Consider the following 18,088-nt stretch of genomic DNA (forward strand, 5'->3'; position numbering starts at 1 on the left):
TGCCGCGGGCAGGGGTCAGGCGTTCGCCGGGGACGTCCGGTGCCGGCCGCGCAGCGGGCACCGGGACGGCGAAGACACCAGGATCACCTCGAAGCGTGACCGGGGAACGGCGGCGGTGATGTCACGCACGGCTCGCTCCCCTCGCTCGTCATGGCGCGCGGGCGGCGCGCCGGTTCGGGGCGAGTGTACTGAAATGATCGTGGCCGGAGAACTGGTTTTCAGATCCGCAACGCCCCCAGCAGGCGGTCCGCCTCCGCCGCGAGGCTGGGCAGCTCGGCCACCGGGTCGTCGGCACGAGCCAGGAGCATGCCCCCTTCGCACAGGGCGCCGAAGACGAGCTGGGCGCGGGCCGGCAGGTTCCCGTCCGCGATCAGGCCGTCCGCCCGGGCCAGCCGCATGCCGTCGAGCAGCACCCGCAGCGTGTGGCCGTACTCGATCTCCCGGACCGTCTCCCAGCCCAGCACGGACGGCCCGTCCAGGATCACGATCTGCCGGAAGCCGGGGTCCAGGCAGTGCTCCAGGAAGGTGCGGCAGCCGTGGCGCAGGGCGGCCCAGGCGTCGCTCTGCTGGAAGGCGACCCGTTCCACGGTGGCGGCGATCTCCTCCTGTTCTCGGACGAAGGCCGCCCGGAACAGCGCCGTCTTGCCGCCGAAGTGGTGGTAGACGGCTCCCTTGGTCACGCCGGCCGCCGCGGCGACCGCGTCGATCGAGGTGGCGGCGTAACCGTCGGCGCCGAACAGCCGCTGCGCGGTGGCGATCAGCTGGGCCGTGGTCGTGTCGGAGCGCTCGGCCTGGGTGCGGCGGGTCATCGATCCCCCATTGACTTGCATACTCGCGGTATGTAACTTCGGAGACAAGTTACATACCATCAGTATGAAACCTTGAGGTGAGTCGTGCCATCACCACCCATCGCCATCTACGGGGCCACCGGCCACACCGGACGCCTGGTCGCCGCCGAGTTACGGGCCCGCGGCCGGGACGTCATCCTGGCCGGTCGGGACGGCGGAGCGCTCAAGGCGCTGGCCGACGAGCTCGGCGGGGTCCCGGCCCACCAGGCCGCCCTGGACGACCCGGAGGCGCTGCGGGCCCTGGCGGCGCGGGCGGCCGTGCTGGTCCACTGCGCCGGCCCCTTCACCGAGACCGGCCGGCCCGTCGCCCGCGCCGCCGCCGAGGCCGGCTGCCACTACGTCGACCACGGCCTGGAGCAGCACCACACAGCCTGGATGTTCGACGCCATGCGGGAGCCGGCCGAGAGCGCGGGCATCACCATGATCACGGCGATGAGCTTCTACGGCGGGCTGGGCGATCTGCTCGCCTCCGCCGTGGCCGGCGGCCTGACCGGCGTCGACCGGCTGGTCGTCGCCTACGCGGTGACCGGGTGGCGGCTGACCACCGGCGCCAGGAAGACCGCGGAGCTGCTGTTCGCCGACACCCGCCGGATCTCCTACACCCAGGGCGGCTTCCAGGTCGGTTACGTCGAGCCGCGCAACGTCGTCTTCCCCTTCCCGCCGCCCCTCGGCCCGCGCACGATGATCGCCCCCCTGCCCTCCTCCGACGTCGTGACCATCCCCCGGCACGTGGCCGCCCGCGAGGTGGAGGCCCAGCTCACCTCGCGCACCTTCGAGGAGGAGCAGGCGTTCACCAGCGAGCACGTCGACGCCGGCATCCGGGCCGGGTCCGACTTCACCGTCGCCGTCCAGGCCATCACCGCGGACGGCAACCGCGCCGGGCAGGTCAGCGGGCACGATCTCTGGCGGGCCAGCGCCGTCGCGTCCGTGGAGGCCGCCGTCCGCCTGGCCGACGGCCGGGGCCCCGCGAGCGGCGGCGTCCTCAGCCCGGCCGAGGCCTTCCCCGCCGAGCCGTACCTGCGCGAGCTGGAACGGCTTGGGCTCTTCACCGTCAGACTCCCGGAGGGGACGCCGCGATGATCCTCGTCACGGGCGCGGCCGGCGGGCCGCAGGGGTCGACCGGCCGCGCGGTCGCGGGCCACCTGCTGGAGCGCGGCGAGGCGGTGCGGGCCTTCGTGCACGCCGACGACCACCGCGCCGAGGAGCTGCGGAAGCTCGGTGCCGAGGTGGTCGTGGGCGATCTGCGCGAGATCTCCTCTGTACGGCCGGCCGTGCGCGGGGTGAGCCGGGCCTTCTTCACCTATCCGGTGACGGCCGGCCTGCTGGACGCCACGGGGGCCTTCGCGGCGGCGGCGCGGGAGGAGGGGGTGGCGCGCGTGGTCGAGGTGTCGCAGCTGGACGCCTCTCCCGACGCGCTCACCCCCCGGATGCGCCGGCACTGGGTGGCTGAGCAGGTCTTCGACTGGGCCGGGGTGGGTGCGGTGCACCTGCGGGCCGCGGTGTTCTTCGAGAACCTGGCCGCGGTGGCGGCCGCCGCGGGAGACCGCCGCGAGCTGGCCCTCCCGCTGGGCTCCAGGGACACGCTGATCCCGCTCGTCGCGGCGGCCGACGTCGCCAGGGTGGCGGCCGGGCTGCTGCTGGAACCCGGGCCCGCCGAGCCGGTGTGCCTGGTGACCGGGCAGATGGCGACCGTCGGCGAGGCGGCCGACGCCATGGGGGTGGCGTACGTCGATCTGCCGCCCGAGGAGTGGGAGGCGCGGGCGATGGAGATCTACCGCGACCCGTACACGGTGGAGCACCTGACCCACCTGTGGGCGATCTTCCGCCTCATCGGCGCCGGCCACCACCCGCTCTACGGGGTCACCGAGAGCATCGAACGCATCGGCGGACGGCCGCCGACGACCCTGCGGGAGTTCGTCCTCAGCCGGTAGACGCCTGGCTCTCCCGGCCCTGCGGCGGCGGGTCGCCCGCGCCGAGCTCCACGCAGCACGCGCCCGGCCTCGGCGCCAGGGTGGCGTCGAGCGTGGTGGCGCCCAGGCCGTCGAGGACGCCGGTCAGGAAGGCGTGGTTGATCGCGCAGACCAGGCCGGGATCCCTGGCCGCCATCGGATGGAACGGGCAGTTCTGCAGCCGCATCAGGGTCGGGGTGGCGCGCTCGGGCTCGAAGCCGTGCCGTTCGAGCAGCTGCCCGGCGCAGGTCAGCGCCCGCTCCGCGCCGAGCCGTCCGGGCTTGAGCCGGCCCCGCTCGGCCCGGCCGAGCTCGCGGCCGCGCTCGGCGGCCACCCGCAGCGCGGCGTCCCGGCCGCTCTCCGTCGGGTCCTGATCGCGTACGGCCTGCAGCAGGATGTCGGCGAGCAGGCCGTGCTCGCGCGGCGGGATGCTCACCTGGACGTCCAGGTCGGTCGGTTCGTACACCTTGGGAGCGCGCCCCACCCTGCGCAGCCCGGCCGGCTGGGCGTAGCCCGCCGACAGCAGGCCCACGTCGACCAGCTTGTCGAGGTGGAAGGCGGCGAGCTTGCGGGAGATGCCGACGCTCTGTGCCGCCTCGTCCCGCGTCACGGGCCGGCCCGAGCGCCGGATGAAGTCGTACATGCGGCGCCGCAGGTCGTCGCTGAGCGTCGCGACGGCTTCGATCGGAGAGGCGTCGTCCTGGGCCATACAGAGAGGTTAACACCCATTGTCATGGGCTGAACGAGCTTTCCTCCCCTGAGTATTGACGGGCTTCTCGTATTTCACTAAGACTTATTAGCGAAATAGGAGGTGGCCCTTGTCCGGTCCGCTGCATCAGGCCAAGCGTCCGTCGACGATCCTCGCCGGGACGTACGGCCATCCGCTGCATCCCGTCCTGGTGACGGTGCCGATCGGCGCCTGGGTGACCAGCCTGGTCTTCGACGTCGCCTCCCATGTCGTCGACGACCCGGGTTTCCTGGTCAAGGGCTCGGTGTGGCTGATCGCTGTGGGCGTGGTCGGGGCCACCGCGGCGGCCATGCTCGGCTTCCTCGACTTCCTCGGCATCCAGCCCGGCACCGTGGCGTTCCGCACCGGGCTGGCGCACCTGAGCCTGAGCCTGCTGATCACCGTCGCGTACGGCGCGGCCTGGGCCTGGCGCGCCGCCGGCGGCCCGGAGCCCGAGCCCGTCGGCGCGGCCCAGCTCGCCCTGTCCGCGATCAGCCTGGCCGCGCTGGCGGTCTCGGGGTCGCTGGGCGGGAAACTCGCCTACCGCTACGGCGTACGCGTCGCCGACGAGGAGACGCAGGCCGAGGGTTTCACCCCCTGACCGACCACCACCGCGTCATCAAGAGAGGCACTTCCATGGCCATCGCCGCACTCGTCACCTGGGTACTCGCCGCACTCGGCGGGTTCTACATGCTGGGCGTCTGGATCTCCAAGGGCGGGCTCCGCCGCGAGGGGCGCGCCCCCACCCGCTTCCCCGCTCCGGTGCTCTTCGGGCACTTCCTGCTCGCCGCCACCGGCCTGGTCGTCTGGATCGTCTACCTGGCCGTCGGCGCCCCCGCGCTGGCCTGGGCCGCCCTGGTCATCCTGTTGCCGGTCGCCCTGCTGGGCTTCGTCATGCTGGCCCGCTGGATCCCCGTCCACCGCGCCCGCGCCACGACGGCCGCGCCCGCCGAGCAGAGCATCCCCGTCGCGGTCGTCGTGGGCCACGGCCTGCTCGCCGTCGTCACGCTCGTCCTCGTCCTGCTCACCGCCCTCGGCATGGGCTGACGTAAGGAAGCATGGAGTCCATGGAGATCTGGATCAACCCGGACTGCTCGAAATGCCGCTCCGCCCTGTCGATCCTCGACGCCGAGGCCGCCGCCTACACCGTGCGCCGCTACCTCGACGACCCGCCGACCGGGAGCGAGATCCGCGAGGTGCTGGCCAGGCTCGGCCTCGAACCGTGGGACATCACCCGCACCGGCGAGCCGCGAGCCGTCGAGCTGGGCATCGACACCTGGCCCCGCGACGACCGTGACCGCTGGATCGACGCGCTGGCGGCCGACCCGATCCTGATCCAGCGGCCGATCATCACGGCCGACGACGGGAGCGCGGTGGTCGGCCGCAGCGAGCAGGCCGTGCGCTCCCTGCTCCCCTGACCCCGGCGTCGCCCTGCCGGGCCAGGACGAGCAGGCCCTACGCCCCTTCGACCCGGCGCCGCCTTACCGGGTCAGCGCCTTGAGGTCGGCGATGGCGGACCGCTCCTCGTCGTAGACGGCCTCCACGCGCTCACCGAGGTCGGCCAGGAGCGCGGTCGCGTCGCCGCCGGGGAAGGAGGCGTCGGCGTCGGCGCGTGCCCGCCAGAGCGTGGCGGCGGCCTCCGCCGTCCGCTCGGCGCCCGCGCTGCCCTCCTCCATGACGCTCTGCTTGATCCCCGCCGTCAGGTCGCGGATCCGGGCGAACTCCGGGACAGTCGCGCAGCCCCTCCCGCACGGCGCCCGCGAGCGCCGCCTCACCCAGCACGGCCTCACCCAGCACGTGCGTCACGTTCTTGTACGATCCGACCCGCGCCCGAGCGGCGTCGAGCCGATCCCGTGGGACGTGGATCCGCGGCGAGCTTGGCCCCGGCCGCCCGGACGCCGTCGGCGGTGTGCTGCTCGTACGGCACGCCGAGGCGGGTGTTCCGCATGCTCGGTGATCCCATCGTCGATGAGGAAGCTGATGAACCAGTGCTCGCCGTCCCGGGACACGGTCGCGGACTTGACGGTTCCCCCGAGCGGGCGCGACATCCGAAACCGCGCCCACCCGAACTTGGGCAGGAACACCCGCCCCCACCTACGGGCGATCCGCTCTACGGGGAGCTGTTTGGCGGTGGGGAACCGAAACGAGGGCCGCCACTTCGCCTTCGACTTCCAGCGCACCTTCCACGTGCCATGCTCGCGGCACGCCGCATCCAGGTCCTTGAGGGTCTGCTGGATCACTGGGCGGGGGCGTCGGCGAGCCAGTCGCAGTACGGGTCCTTCTTGGCATCGGCGAGTTGTGCGCACTGCTCGGCATAGTTGATCCACTCCCCGCGCCGCCGGTATTCCAGGCGTTGTTCGAGACCGGTGTTCCACACGGCCCGGCAGATCCCGCCCAGCCTGTCGGCGAACGCCCGCTGCCCGAAGTCGAGCTCCAGGCGGTACTTCCGGCCCGCCAGCATGCACAAACACCCCCTCTCCCACGGGACGCTCACGTCTCACGGACTCGAACAAATCATCATCTGGTCTATGAGCCTGGAAGTGGAATATCGACGAGGCAGGCACGTGGTTTCTGCGATGCACGTCCATCTGGTCTTTGTCACCAGATATCGCACAAATGTATTCAACGACGCGATGCTGCACCGCTGCGAAGACATCATGATCGAGGTGTGTGACAGTTTCGAGGCCGAGCTCCGCGAGTTCATCGGCGAACACGACCACGTCCACCTGCTCGTCCACTACCCGCCCAAGGTCGCGATCAGCAAACTCGTCAACTCGCTGAAAGGCGTCTCCTCGCACTACCTTCGCAAGGAGTTCAGTGGCCACCTCAACCGCGCCATCATGCATGATCGCTTCTGGTCACCCAGCTACCTCGCCGCCTCCTGTGGCGAAGCGCCACCATCGATCATCAAGGCGTACGTCGAACAGCAGCGCCGCCCCACCTGAGGTTCCGGATCCGCGCTCCGGGACACCCCGACAGCGGGCCAGCTATCCCCCAAAGGGAGACCGCATTCATCCCCGACCTGAAGCTGAAGGCCGAGGCCTTCTGCGGACCTTCGGTAACTCTCGCCCGTCTTGGCCATCCGCTCACGAATGCGGGCTTTGAGCTGCTTCTTGCTGGTCATGACGGCTTTCCTCGCGGCTGTCGCCCAGGACCCGGCCCACGCCCGCGATCCTCGGCGGCCGCGTGAGATCGCTGACCGGCGGAACCGCTGCGCTCGAGGCTCGTACGTCCCCTTTGCCTCCGCGTTCGGCGGGTCGCGTGGGGACCTGCTCTGGAGGTTAGGCGGGAGAACACCGCCAGAACTGGATGGTAATGCACAGCGGCGGCTGCCGGAAGGCAGCCGCCGCTGGTGATGGGCAGGTCAGGCTCAGTAGATGCGGTACTTCTTGCCGCAGTTGTCGAACTTGCCGGCCCAGCAGGTGTAGGTGTAGACCTTGCCGATCCCGTGGCCGCTCCAGGAGCCGACCTTCTTGCCGTCCCAGGCGTGGTTGAACTTGTTCCACGAGCCGTTCTTGTAGACCTCGAACCACACCCAGCCCTTCTTACCGCCGAACTTGTCCACCCCGTACCACTTCGTGAACACCTTGCCGTGGCTCTTCCACGTCTTGCCGTAGGTGTAGGCCTTGCGGTCGCTGGAGAAGAACTTCCCCCACTTGACGACGGTGGCGGTGCCTGCGGTGCTGGCGGTGGTGGTGGTGGTGACGCCGGCCGTCTGCGTGGCGGCCTGAGCGGCGGGAGCGACGGCGAGACCGGTGACGGCCATCGAACCGGCCAGAGCGGCGATCGCGAGAGTCTTACGCATTTCGGGTTCCTCCCCCAGTGGGTGCTGCCGGTTTGTCCGACACCACGGAGATTACGAGCGTTCGACCCGGCGATCTGCGCACTAGTCCACACACCGGATGTGCACTACTGCACACACCGGCGCCAAGGCGTTTTCCCCGCTACCGGCGGTGGCACAGTCCATGCCATGAATGACTCCAGAGGTTACGACGGCGCTCAGGACCGAGGCGTAAGGGACCAAGGCGTGTGGGATCTGGTGGTCGTGGGTGGGGGGCCGGCAGGGGCGGCGGCGGCGCTCGGGGCGGTGCGGACGCGGCCCGGCCTGCGGGTGCTTCTGCTGGACAAGGCGGACTTCCCGCGTGACAAGGCCTGCGGTGACGGCATCGCCGCGCACGGGCGTGACGAGCTGGCCAGGCTGGGCGTTCCCGATCTGATCGACGACTACCGGCCCACGCCCCGCCTGTCCGTCGTCTCCCCCAGCGGAGTCCGGGTCTCGGCCGACGTCTCGCGGCCCAACCACGTGGTGCCCCGGATGGTGTTCGACGCCCGGCTGATCGAGGCCGCGCGGGCCGGCGGTGTGGAGGTGCGGCGGCACCGCGTCAAGGCGCTCGACCCGCACGGGCCGGAGGTCGTCGTCGACGGCCGGTACAGGACCCGTGCCGTGGTCGCCGCCGACGGCGCGAACTCGGCCGTGCGGCGGCTGATCGGCCTGCCGGTCACCGCTTCCCGGCACACCGCCATCGCCGTCCGGGGCTACGCCGACGTGCCGGAGGCCGACGACGTGCAGCTGATCGCCATGCAGAAGGCCGGCTGGCCGGCGTACGCGTGGTCGTTCCCGATCGGGGACGGCACCGCCAACGTCGGCTTCGGCATGCTGCTGCCCCGGCTGCACGCCACCGGTTCACCCGGTCGGCAGGTGCTGCACGGCAGGCTCGCCGAGCTGCTGCCCGACCGGCCCGCCCGCGACCTGCGCGCTCATCACCTGCCGCTCTCCACGGGCCGGCCGACGCCGGGCGTGGGGCGGGTGATGCTCGCGGGCGACGCGGCGAGCCTGATCAACCCGCTGACCGGCGAGGGCATCTACTACGCGCTGCTGTCGGGGCGGCTCGCCGGGGAGTCCGCCGTCGAGGCCCCCGACGACCCGCTGCCGCTCTACCGGCGCAGGCTCCGCCGGGCGCTCGGCCGGCATCTGCGCACCACCGACGTGCTCGCCCGCCTGGCCCAGTCGACCGGCTTCATCGACGCGGCGATCGGCACCGCCGTACACCGCAAGGAGGTCTTCGACCTGCTGGTGGAGGTGGGGCTGGGGGCCGGCACGGTGCCCCCGCCGCTGGCGCTCGCGGTGGGCGCGCGCTGGCTGCGCGACACGCTGGGCGGCACCAGGCGGTGAACGCGGCACCGCACCCCACACCGCACGCCAACACCGCACCCAGCACCGCACTCAGCACCGCGTCACGCGGTGAGGGAGGCGCCGTTGGCCAGAAGGAGGATCACGTCCACGCCTGCCACGGCGATGGCCGTACCGAACGGCAGCCGTGACGACCCGCGCGCCGGCAGGCCCGCGGCCGTGAGCGCGCAGGCGACGGCCAGGGCCGTCCAGCCGGCGAGGCCGGGCGGCGCGTGGCCGAAGACGAGCAGGCAGGTCGCGGCCAGCAGCGGCACGGGGATCAGCGCGCGCACGGTGGCCGCGCCGAGCCGCTGCGGCAGTCCGCGCACGCCGGTGGCCAGGTCCCCGTCGATGTCGGGCAGCACGTTGGCCAGGTGCGCGCCCACTCCCAGCAGCGCGGCGGCCAGGACCGCCCACCACGCGGGCCACGGCGCGCCCGGCAGCCCGAGCGTCACGAAGGCGGGCAGGCTGCCGAACCCGATCGCGTACGGCGCCCACGACAGGACGGTGCCCTTCAGCCCGAAGTCGTAGGCCCAGGCCGCCAGCACCCCCACGAGGTGGACGGCGCCCGCCATCGGGCCGGAGGCGAGGGACAGCGGCACACAGCACGCCAGCGCCACCACCGCGGCGATCCGGACGGCGCGCGCGCTCACCGTGCCGTCCACGATCGGCTTGCCGGTGCGGCCCGCCGTCGCGTCGCGGCGCGCGTCGACTGCGTCGTTGCACCAGCCGATCGACAACTGCCCGGCCAGGACGGCGGCGGCCACCAGGACGCACCCGGCGGCGTCCTGTCCGGCGGCGACGGCAAGGGCAGTGACCAGGGCGGTGACGGCCACGGTCGGGCCCGGGTGGCAGGCGCGTGCCAGCCCGGCGAGTGCGCGGGCCGACGCGGCGGGCGGCTGTCCGATGTCGGTCACAGGCTCGATCGTAGGCGGGGCAGGGGTTGCCGCGAATTACTCGCCGTGCCGCCGTGGCTTAACCGACCTTGCCGATGGGAAGCGTGCGGAGAGTGAGAGTTATCGGCTGAATGCACCGGGAGCCTCCATGACCCACATCGCCGCAGTCCGCTGCGCGTTCCCTCCGAACAGATACGCGCAGTCCGAGCTCACCGACCTGGCTGCGCGCGTGTGCCTCCCCGAGAACGCCGACCGTCGACTGCTGGACCGTTTGCACGACAGCGCCCGCGTCGACCACCGCAACCTGGCCCTGCCGATCGAGGAGTACGAGAAGCTGACCGGCTTCGGCGCGGCCAACGACGCCTTCGTCTCCACCGCGGTCGAGCTGGGCCGGGAGAGCGTCAGCGCCGCGCTGAAGGCCGCCGGGCTGACCCCGGGGGACGTCGACCTGATCATGTTCACCTCGGTGACGGGCATCGCCGCGCCGTCGATCGAGGCCCGGCTGGCGGCGGAGCTGGGCCTGCGGCCGGACGTGAAACGGCTGCCGATCTTCGGCCTGGGCTGCGTGGCGGGCGCGGCGGGGATCGCCCGGGTCCACGACTATCTACGCGGCTGGCCCGATCACGTGGCGGTGCTGCTGTCGGTGGAGCTGTGCTCGCTGACCGTGCAGCGCGGCGACTCCTCACCGGCCGGGCTGGTCGCCAGCGCGCTGTTCGGCGACGGCTCCGCGGCCGTGGTGTGCCACGGCGACGGCCGTGCTCCGGCGGACGAGGCGGAGCCGGCGGGCCCGGCGGTGGTGGCCACCCGCAGCCATCTCTATCCCGGCTCCGAGCACGTCATGGGCTGGCAGGTCGGTGACGGCGGATTCCGGGTGCTGCTGGATGCGAGCGTTCCCTCGGTCGTGCGACAGTATCTCGCGCAGGACGTGCACGACTTCCTGGCCGATCAGGGCCTGACGATCGAGGAGGTGGCGGCGTGGGTGTGCCATCCGGGCGGTCCGAAGGTCCTCGAAGCCGTGTCGGAGGTGCTGGACCTGCCGGCCGGGGCGCTGGACGTGACCTGGCGGTCGCTGGCCGACCACGGCAACCTGTCCTCGTCGTCCGTCCTGCATGTGCTGGGCGAGACGCTGGCCACGCGCATGCCGGAGCCCGGCGCCTGGGGGCTGCTCATCGCGATGGGCCCCGGTTTCTGTTCCGAACTCGTCCTGCTGCGCTGGTGACCGCCTCATGACCTGGTATCTCGTCCTCATCCTGCTCGTCGGCCTCGAACGCCTGGCCGAGCTCGTCGTCGCCCGCCGTAACGCCGCGTGGAGCATGGCGCGCGGCGGCGTGCTGACCGGCCAGGGCCACTATCCGTGGATGGTGGCCCTGCACACCGGCCTGCTGATCTGCGCGCCGCTGGAGGTCGCGCTCGCCGACCGGCCGTTCCTGCCCGCGCTCGGCTGGCCGATGCTCGTCCTGGTCGTCGCCGCCCAGGCGCTGCGCTGGTGGTGCATCACCACGCTCGGGCCGCGCTGGAACACGCAGGTGATCGTGGTGCCCGGCCTGCCGCTGGTGACCGGCGGCCCCTACAAGCTGACCTGGCTGCGCCACCCCAACTACGTGGCGGTGGCCGTGGAGGGGATCGCACTGCCGCTGACCCACACGGCCTGGATCACCGCGCTGGTGTTCACGGTGCTGAACGCCGCGCTGATGGTGGTGCGCATCCGCTGCGAGAACGAGGCGCTCACCCTGGCCGCGGAACGACCGTGATCGACGTGCTCGTCGCGGGAGGCGGGCCCGCCGGCCTGGCGACCGCCATCCACGCGGCGCTGATCGGGATGGAGGCGGTCGTCGTCGAGCCGCGCGCCACCCCCGTGGACAAGGCGTGCGGCGAAGGCGTCATGCCCGGCGGCGTCGCGGCGCTGACGGCGATGGGGGTGACGGTGCCGGGCCGCCCGCTGCGCGGCATCCACTATCTCGACGGCGATCGCGAGGCGCGGGCCACCTTCGGCCGCGCCACCGGCCTGGGCGTGCGGCGCACGCTCCTGCACGCCGCACTCGCCCGGCGCGCCGCCGAGCTCGGGGTCAAGACCGTCATCGGCCGGATCACCCAGGTGGCGCAGGACGGCGACGGCGTGCGGGCCGCCGGGCTGCGGGCGCGCTGGCTGGTCGCCGCCGACGGCCTGCACTCGCCGCTGCGCCGCTCGCTCGGGCTCGACCTGCCCGCGCGAGGAGTGCGCCGGTACGGCCAGCGCAGGCACTATCGGATGACGCCGTGGACCGACTTCGTCGAGGTGCACTGGTCGGGCGGCGGGGAGGCGTACGTCACGCCGGTCGGCCACGACCTGGTCGGGGTGGCGATCCTGAGCTCGGTGCGGCGTGGTTTCGAGGAGCACCTGGGCGCCTTCCACGGCTTGACGGAGCGGCTGCGCGGCCCGGCCGTCACCCCCGTGCGGGGCGCCGGGCCGCTGCGGCAGCACGTCCGGGCCCGCCGCTCGGGGCGGGTCTTGCTGGTGGGGGACGCCGCGGGGTACGTCGACGCGCTCACCGGTGAGGGCATCTCGCTCGCGGTGCGTTCGGCGGAGGTCCTGGCCCGCTGCCTGCGCGAGGACCGGCCGCAGGACTACGAGGGCGCCTGGCTGCGGCTGTCGCGGACGCACCGGCTGCTGACGGGCGCGCTGGTGCAGGCCGCCCGCCGTCCCGGCACGGCGCGGCTGGTGGTGCCCGCGGCGCGCACCCTGCCCCGGCTGTTCACCTCCATCGTCAGAATGCTGGCCTGACCGGCGTACGGTCAGCCTCGGTCCCGTGCGGCTCCGTCGACGATCTGGTCGATGTGCGCGGCCAGCTCGACGTCCTTGGCCGTCACCCCGCCCGCGCTGTGCGTGGACAGCCGGAAGCGGATGCCCGCGTCGGTGCGCTCGATGTCGGGATGGTGGTCGAGGGCGTTCGCCTCGTTCAGCACCGCCTTGCTCAGCCAGTCGAAGTTGGCCGGAATGATCGGGATGTCCCTGAGCAGGGTGTCGCCGTCGCGGCGCCAGCCCTCCAGGGCCACCAGCGCGGTGTCGATCTCGTCGTCGGTCAGCAGCTCGGCCATGGCGTCCCCCTCCCCTGCGTCGGTGTCGTGGTCCTCGCTGACGGCTACCACCACCGGCGGGTTTCACACGTGCGGCCCGCCCGGGTATGGCCATGGTCAACGGCGGCGGGCCACCGCATAGGAAAGGCGCAGGTGGGAAAGGAGCCTGGTCTGGGGCTCGAACGGGGTGATCGGGGGCTGTGATGGCTTCGACTCGGGGGATCTTCCGCCGCAAGCCGGTGGAACAGATCGCGACGGAGCACGAGGGTGAGCTGTCACGGACCCTGGGGCTGTGGCAACTCACCGCGATCGGCGTCGGCGGCATCATCGGCGCGGGCATCTTCGCCCTGGCCGGCGCGGTGGCCAACGAGACGGCGGGGCCGGCCGTGCTGGTGTCGTTCCTGATCGCCGGGGTGGCGAGCGCGGCGGCGGCGCTGTCGTACGCCGAGTTCGCCGGCATGATCCCGAAGGCCGGGTCCGCCTACACCTACGGCTACGCGGTGCTCGGCGAGATCGTGGGCTGGTTCATCGGCTGGGACCTCCTGCTGGAGTACACCGCCATCGTCGCGGTCGTGGCCATCGGCATCTCCGGCTATTTCGGCTTCCTCGTCCAGGAACTGGGCTTCTCCCTGCCCGCCTGGATGCTCGGCGCGCCGGGCACCGGCGAGGGGCGGGTGGTGGACCTGTTCGCGGTGCTGTTGTGCCTGCTGATCGCCTTCCTGCTGAACCTGGGCATCCGGACGGCGGCCCGGTTCGAGACCTTCGTGGTCGCCATCAAGGTAGCGGTGGTGCTGCTGGTCATCGTGGTGGGTTTCTTCTTCATCGACACGGCCAACTACACGCCGTTCTTCCCCTTCGGCATCGGCGGGGCGATCACCGGCGCGGCCACGGTGTTCTTCGCCGTCTTCGGCTACGACGCGATGAGCACCGCCGCCGAGGAGTCCAAGGACGCCATGCGGCACATGCCCAGGGCGATCATCTACTCGCTGGTCATCTCGATGATCCTGTACGTGCTCGCCACGCTGGTGCTCACCGGCATGCAGAACTACCGGGAGATCGACCCCGAGAGCGGGTTCTCCTCGGCGTTCGCGTCGGTCGGGCTGTCCGGGCTGGCCTCGGTGATCGCGGTGGGCGCCATCATCGGCATCCTGACCGTGATGTTCACGTTCATGCTCGGGGTGACCCGGGTCTGGTTCTCCATGAGCCGGGACGGGCTGCTGCCGCAGTGGTTCGCCAAGCTGCACCCCGTACGGCGAGTGCCCACCCGCGTCACCTGGATCGTCGGGGTCGCCTCGGCGGTGATCGCCGGGTTCCTGCCCATCCGGGAGGCCGCCGAGCTGACCAACATCGGGATCCTGCTGGCGTTCGTGGTGGTGTGCGTGGCCGTGATCGTGCTCCGCTACCGCCAGCCGGACGTCCCCCGGCAGTTCCGCCTGCCGGGGATGCCGGTGGTGCCCGGCATCGGAGTGATCTTCTCGCTCTGGCTGATCTCCTTCCTGTCGCCGAACACCTGGCTCCGCTTCGGCGCCTGGTTCCTGCTCGGCCTGATCGTCTACTTCGCCTACAGCCGCCGCCGCTCGCTGCTCAACACGTGACCTCGGCGGAACCGCTGCACGAGGCGAGCACGGACGGATAGTGTCACTCCGGACACGAGGAGTGACGATGAACAAGCTTGCGCGGGCCGTGGAGCTCAAGGCAGAGCTGGTCCACTTCGCCACGTCGGGCAGGTTCGGCGCCGAGCTGACCACGGTGCTGGACCGGTTCTACGCCGGCGACCACCCGGCCGACGAGGCCGCCGCGTTCCTGCCGGTCGACTACTTCGCCCACCAGCATCGGCTGCCCTCCGGCGAGACGGTCGTGGACCGGTTCGTGGCGGAGCGGGCGGGGCTCGACCGGGCGGACATCGAGCTGCTGCTGAGCTGGAAGACCGTGGTGGAGGGCGTCTTCGAGGCGCGGGCGGTCGACGGCGCGGCGGCGCTGCTGTTCAACCTCGTCGACGAGCTGGTCTACCGGGTGTTCTCCAACCTCGGGGACCGGGCCTTCGACACGCTCGCGCCGGGCATGCACGTCGTGGGCCGGCTGATCCCGCTCGGCGCGGACTGGCTGATCAGCGGCACCCCGGCGGTGCACCCCGCCGAGGCGCGCGACACGCTGGTGCCGGTGGCGGCGCAGGTCGCGCTGGAGCATCCGGCCTGGGTGTTCCGCAACCCCGTGCTGCTGGACGAGGCCAGGGCACTGCAACGGGAGCAGCGGCGGTGCTTCATCGGCTACTTCGGGGCCGATCTGGCCGTCCTGATGGGCGACGACGTCGCCATGGCGATGCGGGGGTACCTGAGCCACCAGGCGGCCCGGCTCGGCGGCCCGCCGGCGGGTGACGCGCTGGAGCCGCCGGAGACGATGACGTCGGCCGAGACGGTGGCGCTCATCTTCGACGAGGTGGGCGGGCTCGGCTTCTACGCCGACTTCGGCAAGCTGGAGGAGCTGTTCGCCGATCCCCGGCTGATCGTCAGGCGCGACTACCGCGAGCTGCTGTCCACCTACCTCCGGGGCGACGAGGTCTCCCCCGTGCCGATCCAGCGGCTGGTCGAGCGGCACCCCGGCGGCGCCGACGAGGTCTTCGCCGGGCTGCTCAACAGGAAGGGCTTCCGGTGGGAGCGCAGCGGCGAACTGCTGCTGCGCTCCCACAAGCCCGGCCATTACGACGCGCCGCCGCTGCCGACGGTGATCCCGATGACCGGCGCGATCACCGAGCACCTGGGCGCGCCGGCCGGTCAGCGGTCCCGGTAGTCGGCGGCGACGCCGATCAGCGAGATGAGGCCGGAGGCGTACTCCATCGCTTCGTCGTGTCCTTCGCTGAACGGCGGCTGGAAGCCCACTCCCTCCCACGCCCGGGTCTGCGGGTTCCACAGGTCGCCGCCGACCTCGAAGTCCCACCCGAAGACGCCGAAGTCGTACCAGAGCTCGTCTGCGGAGTTGCCCGCGGCCGAGTAGAGGACGTCGGTCACCGGGCCCGTCTGCTGCGGCCAGGTGACGGTGCTTCGCTCGGCGGCGATGGCCTCCTCGATGGTGCGGGCCGAGCGCAGGAAGTACGCCTCCTGCTGGGCCGTGGGGCGGGGCAGGGTGGCGCGGCCGTCGAGCTTGTAGGCGCCGGGAGGCCACATGAAGTAGCCGCCGTAACTGTGCACGTTCATCGCGAACTTGATGTTGCGGTGGGTCTGCGCCAGCCAGATGACGTTGCGGCTCTCCGGCTCGGAGTGCTCGGCGGGGCCGGCGTAGGTGCCGCTCTGGCAGTTGGCGGAGGCGCCGAAGTAGCCGTCGTGCAGGGATCCGACGGCGTAGTTGCGGTTGACGTCCACGCCCCAGGTGTTGCGCAGCGCCGGGTCGGCCTGCTGGGCGGGGCAGTGGTTGGTCATGTTCTTACGCTGGGAGTTGAAGTCGTAGAAGCTGTAGTTGGCGCCGTCGGGGTTGACGGTCGGCACGATGAAGATGTCGGTGCGCTGCAGCAGCCTGCGCGTCGCCGGGTCGTGGCGGTAGTTGCGCAGCAGCCGCTCGGCGGCCTCGATGGTGACCAGCGGCGTCACCCACTCCCTGGCGTGCTCCTGGGCGTAGGCGAGCACGCCGGTGCGTGAGCCGTCGCGGTGCACGCCGACGCGCAGGGCCAGCACGCGCATCGGCTCGCGGGAGACGTCGGCCGGCGCCGAGAGGAAGTCGCTGAGCTGGGTGAGGGACACGGGCGCCAGGACGCCGGCGCCCGCGTCGCCCCGGTAGGTGGAGGCCGTGACGCCGGCCCCGGCGGTCGCGTTGATCGCCGCGACGACCTGGGCGGCGGTGCTGACCGGGGCGCCGGAGGCGTCGGTGGCGAGGCTGACGGTGATCTGCTTGCCGTTCACCGTGACCTGGAGCGCCCGGCCGGGCGCGCCGGGGGTGACGAGCTCGATGGCCAGGTCGTTGCCGCCTTCGGAGCCGTAGGCCGTGGAGGTGACGACGACGGCCGCGGCGGGCGGGGCGCCGAGGAGGGCTTGGGCGTGCCGCCGGTAGCCGTTGGTGAGGTTCGGCAGCTCGATGATGTCGGTGAGGGTGGGGAAGCGCTGGTGCAGGGCCTTGACGCGCTCGTTGAGCTGCGCCGGGGGCATGTACTGGCTGACGAAGTCCTTCTGGTAGCCGGGACGCCGATGGTCGGGCCGCTCACCGTCGGGCCACTCCCTGACGCGCGCCTCCGCCTTGCCGCCGCCGGCCGAGGTGATGGTGACCCATCCCGGCCGGCTCTCCGCCGGCACCGGCGTGCTGAGCTGGTGGCCGAGGTACGCCCCCGCGTCGACGTACGGCACCATCGCGGCCTGGCCGGTGGAGCCGCGGCCGCCCTTCCAGGTCACGTTGAGCGTGGCCGCCTCTCCGGCGCTGCTGGTCGCCTCGACGGACAGGAAGTAGCCCGAGCGTGACTTGAACCAGACGGCCCGTTCGACGACGATCCGGTCCTTCGTGGTGGTGCCCCGGGGCGTCTGCCGCTGCTGCGGCGTCTCGGACGCCAGGGTCGCGCCCAGCGGCCGGAGCGCGGTGAGCTGGCTGGGGGTGACGACCGCGTCGACCTGGATGCTCCCGTCCGGCTGTGTACGGACCCGCTCGGTGAGGTCGGCGCCGGCGGCCACCAGGCGTTCCAGCGCCGCCTGGTCGGGCACGGAGAGCGTGACCAGTGAGGCCGGCTCGGGGTCGGTCGGCCCGGAGGTTTCCGGGATGGACGGCTCTGCCATCAGGAACGTCGTGAGAATCAGCGTCAGGACCACTACACCCGCACGAAAGCCTCGCATCGGCTCCTCCTAGGGCACCGGTATGGAGATCATTGAAAGCCGACTCGACCCGACAAGCAAGGACCCGGGTCAAAAGACCTCACCGGTGCGGGCGGGCGGGCGCGGCGCCTCGGAAGGGGACACGCGCACCACCGAACCGCTGATCTGTTGCGGGTGGCGGATCAGGTTGAGGATCGGGCACACCCGCTCGACCTCGGCGTGCAACGCGGCCAGCCTCTCGTCCGAGGCGGGCGAGTCCAGCTGCACCTCGTACCGGAAATTCCGCGGGTACACCGGGATGCCGGTGCTGCCGGGCTGCTGGGCCGCGGGGTCGTACTCGGCGCGTACGTCCACCTCCAGCGAGTCGATCGGCACCTCCAGCTCGGCCGCCTTGATCAGGAAGATGTGCGTGACGCAGCTGCCCAGCACGCCCGCCTGGAGCTCCGGCGAGCCGGGCCCCAGGTCGTAGCCGGCGAAGTCGGGGCCGCTGTCGCTGAGGATCTGGAAGTCCCTGATCCTGATGCGCCGGACGCCGCTGCGCCCTTCGGCCGTGACGTGCGCGTGCAGGGGCACCGGTCCGCTGCCGGGCGCCTCGCGACGGGCCAGCAGGGCGGCGCGCTTGTGGGACAGGTACTCGCGAAGGGTGCTCATGGCTTCTCT

22 protein-coding genes are annotated in these 18,088 nt (G+C 71.9%); 12 read left to right on the plus strand and 10 right to left on the minus strand.

The genetic code is table 11. The features are described from left to right. Window positions 1–218 precede the first annotated feature (218 nt). Window positions 219–809, minus strand: coding sequence for a TetR/AcrR family transcriptional regulator (locus tag ACIBQX_RS45735; protein WP_397016183.1), 591 nt, complete (start codon window positions 807–809; stop codon window positions 219–221). An 84-nt stretch (window positions 810–893) separates the two neighbouring features. Here ACIBQX_RS45735 and ACIBQX_RS45740 point away from each other — a divergent pair, with 84 nt between their 5' ends. Together ACIBQX_RS45740 and ACIBQX_RS45745 are read left to right on the plus strand one after the other, a co-directional pair. Further along, complete coding sequence (locus ACIBQX_RS45740; protein WP_397016185.1) at window positions 894–1,928, plus strand: saccharopine dehydrogenase NADP-binding domain-containing protein; 1,035 nt, start codon at window positions 894–896, stop codon at window positions 1,926–1,928. Continuing rightward, the gene (locus ACIBQX_RS45745; protein ID WP_397016187.1) at window positions 1,925–2,779 is read left to right on the plus strand and encodes an NAD(P)H-binding protein; all 855 of its coding nucleotides are present in this window, start codon (window positions 1,925–1,927) and stop codon (window positions 2,777–2,779) included. Before ACIBQX_RS45740 ends, ACIBQX_RS45745 begins: the two co-directional genes overlap by 4 nt. On the opposite strand, the gene ACIBQX_RS45750 is transcribed toward ACIBQX_RS45745, so the two are convergent. Further along, window positions 2,769–3,506 (minus strand): helix-turn-helix transcriptional regulator, encoded by a 738-nt coding sequence (locus ACIBQX_RS45750; RefSeq protein ID WP_397016189.1) that lies wholly within the window; start codon window positions 3,504–3,506, stop codon window positions 2,769–2,771. The two genes, ACIBQX_RS45745 and ACIBQX_RS45750, sit on opposite strands and share 11 nt — an antisense overlap. 109 nt (window positions 3,507–3,615) lie before the next feature. Here ACIBQX_RS45750 and ACIBQX_RS45755 point away from each other — a divergent pair, with 109 nt between their 5' ends. The 3 genes from ACIBQX_RS45755 to ACIBQX_RS45765 are packed head-to-tail and all read left to right on the plus strand — an operon-like array spanning window position 3,616 to window position 4,942. Further along, a complete protein-coding gene (locus ACIBQX_RS45755; RefSeq protein ID WP_397016191.1) occupies window positions 3,616–4,125 on the plus strand; it encodes a DUF2231 domain-containing protein in 510 nt (169 codons plus the stop codon). 35 nt (window positions 4,126–4,160) lie between these two features. Next, entirely contained in the window at window positions 4,161–4,571 is a 411-nt protein-coding gene (locus ACIBQX_RS45760; protein WP_397016193.1) for a hypothetical protein, read from the plus strand. A gap of 11 nt (window positions 4,572–4,582) precedes the next feature. Further along, a complete protein-coding gene (locus ACIBQX_RS45765; protein ID WP_397016195.1) occupies window positions 4,583–4,942 on the plus strand; it encodes an arsenate reductase family protein in 360 nt (119 codons plus the stop codon). A gap of 63 nt (window positions 4,943–5,005) precedes the next feature. On the opposite strand, the gene ACIBQX_RS45770 is transcribed toward ACIBQX_RS45765, so the two are convergent. The 3 genes from ACIBQX_RS45770 to ACIBQX_RS45780 form a co-directional block, all read right to left on the minus strand. After that, window positions 5,006–5,299 carry a hypothetical protein gene (locus tag ACIBQX_RS45770; RefSeq protein WP_397016197.1) on the minus strand — a complete coding sequence of 98 codons (294 nt, stop codon included), beginning with the start codon at window positions 5,297–5,299 and terminating at the stop codon, window positions 5,006–5,008. Window positions 5,300–5,310: 11 nt separating this feature from the next. Further along, on the minus strand, window positions 5,311–5,472 hold the full coding sequence (locus ACIBQX_RS45775) for a hypothetical protein (RefSeq protein WP_397016199.1): 162 nt from the start codon (window positions 5,470–5,472) through the stop codon (window positions 5,311–5,313). 288 nt (window positions 5,473–5,760) lie between these two features. After that, window positions 5,761–5,985, minus strand: a complete 225-nt coding sequence (locus ACIBQX_RS45780; protein WP_397016201.1) for a helix-turn-helix domain-containing protein — start codon at window positions 5,983–5,985, stop codon at window positions 5,761–5,763. A gap of 67 nt (window positions 5,986–6,052) precedes the next feature. Between ACIBQX_RS45780 and tnpA the strand changes: the two genes are divergently transcribed. After that, complete coding sequence (tnpA, locus tag ACIBQX_RS45785) at window positions 6,053–6,469, plus strand: IS200/IS605 family transposase (RefSeq protein WP_397016203.1); 417 nt, start codon at window positions 6,053–6,055, stop codon at window positions 6,467–6,469. A 425-nt stretch (window positions 6,470–6,894) separates the two neighbouring features. On the opposite strand, the gene ACIBQX_RS45790 is transcribed toward tnpA, so the two are convergent. After that, on the minus strand, window positions 6,895–7,329 hold the full coding sequence (locus ACIBQX_RS45790) for a hypothetical protein (RefSeq protein WP_397016205.1): 435 nt from the start codon (window positions 7,327–7,329) through the stop codon (window positions 6,895–6,897). Between the two features lie 165 nt (window positions 7,330–7,494). Here ACIBQX_RS45790 and ACIBQX_RS45795 point away from each other — a divergent pair, with 165 nt between their 5' ends. Continuing rightward, window positions 7,495–8,697: an NAD(P)/FAD-dependent oxidoreductase gene (locus ACIBQX_RS45795; protein ID WP_397016207.1), complete on the plus strand. Its 1,203-nt coding sequence runs from the start codon at window positions 7,495–7,497 to the stop codon at window positions 8,695–8,697. A gap of 62 nt (window positions 8,698–8,759) precedes the next feature. Here ACIBQX_RS45795 and ACIBQX_RS45800 read toward each other — a convergent pair whose 3' ends face one another. Further along, on the minus strand, window positions 8,760–9,611 hold the full coding sequence (locus tag ACIBQX_RS45800) for a UbiA family prenyltransferase (protein ID WP_397016209.1): 852 nt from the start codon (window positions 9,609–9,611) through the stop codon (window positions 8,760–8,762). 127 nt (window positions 9,612–9,738) lie between these two features. On the opposite strand from ACIBQX_RS45800, the gene ACIBQX_RS45805 reads away from it, so the two are divergent. From ACIBQX_RS45805 to ACIBQX_RS45815, 3 genes are read left to right on the plus strand one after another with little or no spacing between them, the layout of a single operon-like run. Continuing rightward, entirely contained in the window at window positions 9,739–10,809 is a 1,071-nt protein-coding gene (locus ACIBQX_RS45805) for a type III polyketide synthase (RefSeq protein WP_397016211.1), read from the plus strand. Between the two features lie 7 nt (window positions 10,810–10,816). Next, a complete protein-coding gene (locus ACIBQX_RS45810; RefSeq protein WP_397016213.1) occupies window positions 10,817–11,341 on the plus strand; it encodes an isoprenylcysteine carboxyl methyltransferase family protein in 525 nt (174 codons plus the stop codon). Further along, window positions 11,338–12,351, plus strand: a complete 1,014-nt coding sequence (locus ACIBQX_RS45815; RefSeq protein WP_397016214.1) for an NAD(P)/FAD-dependent oxidoreductase — start codon at window positions 11,338–11,340, stop codon at window positions 12,349–12,351. Before ACIBQX_RS45810 ends, ACIBQX_RS45815 begins: the two co-directional genes overlap by 4 nt. Window positions 12,352–12,362: 11 nt before the next feature. Here ACIBQX_RS45815 and ACIBQX_RS45820 read toward each other — a convergent pair whose 3' ends face one another. Continuing rightward, entirely contained in the window at window positions 12,363–12,719 is a 357-nt protein-coding gene (locus tag ACIBQX_RS45820; RefSeq protein WP_397016215.1) for a 4a-hydroxytetrahydrobiopterin dehydratase, read from the minus strand. A gap of 128 nt (window positions 12,720–12,847) precedes the next feature. Between ACIBQX_RS45820 and ACIBQX_RS45825 the strand changes: the two genes are divergently transcribed. Beyond that, window positions 12,848–14,239 (plus strand): amino acid permease, encoded by a 1,392-nt coding sequence (locus tag ACIBQX_RS45825; RefSeq protein ID WP_397016217.1) that lies wholly within the window; start codon window positions 12,848–12,850, stop codon window positions 14,237–14,239. A 67-nt stretch (window positions 14,240–14,306) separates the two neighbouring features. After that, the gene (locus ACIBQX_RS45830) at window positions 14,307–15,431 is read left to right on the plus strand and encodes a hypothetical protein (protein ID WP_397016219.1); all 1,125 of its coding nucleotides are present in this window, start codon (window positions 14,307–14,309) and stop codon (window positions 15,429–15,431) included. Here the strand turns inward: ACIBQX_RS45830 and ACIBQX_RS45835 are convergent. Both ACIBQX_RS45835 and ACIBQX_RS45840 read right to left on the minus strand, forming a co-directional pair. Further along, window positions 15,416–17,449 carry a M14 family zinc carboxypeptidase gene (locus tag ACIBQX_RS45835; protein WP_397016221.1) on the minus strand — a complete coding sequence of 678 codons (2,034 nt, stop codon included), beginning with the start codon at window positions 17,447–17,449 and terminating at the stop codon, window positions 15,416–15,418. The two genes, ACIBQX_RS45830 and ACIBQX_RS45835, sit on opposite strands and share 16 nt — an antisense overlap. Before the next feature lie 69 nt (window positions 17,450–17,518). Beyond that, window positions 17,519–18,079, minus strand: a complete 561-nt coding sequence (locus ACIBQX_RS45840) for an OsmC family protein (protein ID WP_397016223.1) — start codon at window positions 18,077–18,079, stop codon at window positions 17,519–17,521. Window positions 18,080–18,088: the final 9 nt, after the last annotated feature.

Origin of the sequence: Nonomuraea sp. NPDC049714, from assembly GCF_044465295.1 — a bacterium.
Classification (GTDB): Bacteria; Actinomycetota; Actinomycetes; order Streptosporangiales; family Streptosporangiaceae; genus Nonomuraea.

What these genes read in the sequence shown, in the direction of transcription:
- ACIBQX_RS45735 (WP_397016183.1), bottom strand. Translation starts at nt 809, where the DNA reads ATGACCCGCCGCACCCAGGCCGAGCGCTCCGACACGACCACGGCCCAG.
- ACIBQX_RS45745 (WP_397016187.1), top strand. Translation starts at nt 1,925, where the DNA reads ATGATCCTCGTCACGGGCGCGGCCGGCGGGCCGCAGGGGTCGACCGGC.
- ACIBQX_RS45750 (WP_397016189.1), bottom strand. Translation starts at nt 3,506, where the DNA reads ATGGCCCAGGACGACGCCTCTCCGATCGAAGCCGTCGCGACGCTCAGC.
- ACIBQX_RS45760 (WP_397016193.1), top strand. Translation starts at nt 4,161, where the DNA reads ATGGCCATCGCCGCACTCGTCACCTGGGTACTCGCCGCACTCGGCGGG.
- ACIBQX_RS45765 (WP_397016195.1), top strand. Translation starts at nt 4,583, where the DNA reads ATGGAGTCCATGGAGATCTGGATCAACCCGGACTGCTCGAAATGCCGC.
- ACIBQX_RS45775 (WP_397016199.1), bottom strand. Translation starts at nt 5,472, where the DNA reads ATGCGGAACACCCGCCTCGGCGTGCCGTACGAGCAGCACACCGCCGAC.
- ACIBQX_RS45780 (WP_397016201.1), bottom strand. Translation starts at nt 5,985, where the DNA reads ATGCTGGCGGGCCGGAAGTACCGCCTGGAGCTCGACTTCGGGCAGCGG.
- tnpA (WP_397016203.1), top strand. Translation starts at nt 6,053, where the DNA reads ATGAGCCTGGAAGTGGAATATCGACGAGGCAGGCACGTGGTTTCTGCG.
- ACIBQX_RS45790 (WP_397016205.1), bottom strand. Translation starts at nt 7,329, where the DNA reads ATGCGTAAGACTCTCGCGATCGCCGCTCTGGCCGGTTCGATGGCCGTC.
- ACIBQX_RS45795 (WP_397016207.1), top strand. Translation starts at nt 7,495, where the DNA reads ATGAATGACTCCAGAGGTTACGACGGCGCTCAGGACCGAGGCGTAAGG.
- ACIBQX_RS45805 (WP_397016211.1), top strand. Translation starts at nt 9,739, where the DNA reads ATGACCCACATCGCCGCAGTCCGCTGCGCGTTCCCTCCGAACAGATAC.
- ACIBQX_RS45810 (WP_397016213.1), top strand. Translation starts at nt 10,817, where the DNA reads ATGACCTGGTATCTCGTCCTCATCCTGCTCGTCGGCCTCGAACGCCTG.
- ACIBQX_RS45825 (WP_397016217.1), top strand. Translation starts at nt 12,848, where the DNA reads ATGGCTTCGACTCGGGGGATCTTCCGCCGCAAGCCGGTGGAACAGATC.
- ACIBQX_RS45830 (WP_397016219.1), top strand. Translation starts at nt 14,307, where the DNA reads ATGAACAAGCTTGCGCGGGCCGTGGAGCTCAAGGCAGAGCTGGTCCAC.
- ACIBQX_RS45835 (WP_397016221.1), bottom strand. Translation starts at nt 17,449, where the DNA reads ATGCGAGGCTTTCGTGCGGGTGTAGTGGTCCTGACGCTGATTCTCACG.
- ACIBQX_RS45840 (WP_397016223.1), bottom strand. Translation starts at nt 18,079, where the DNA reads ATGAGCACCCTTCGCGAGTACCTGTCCCACAAGCGCGCCGCCCTGCTG.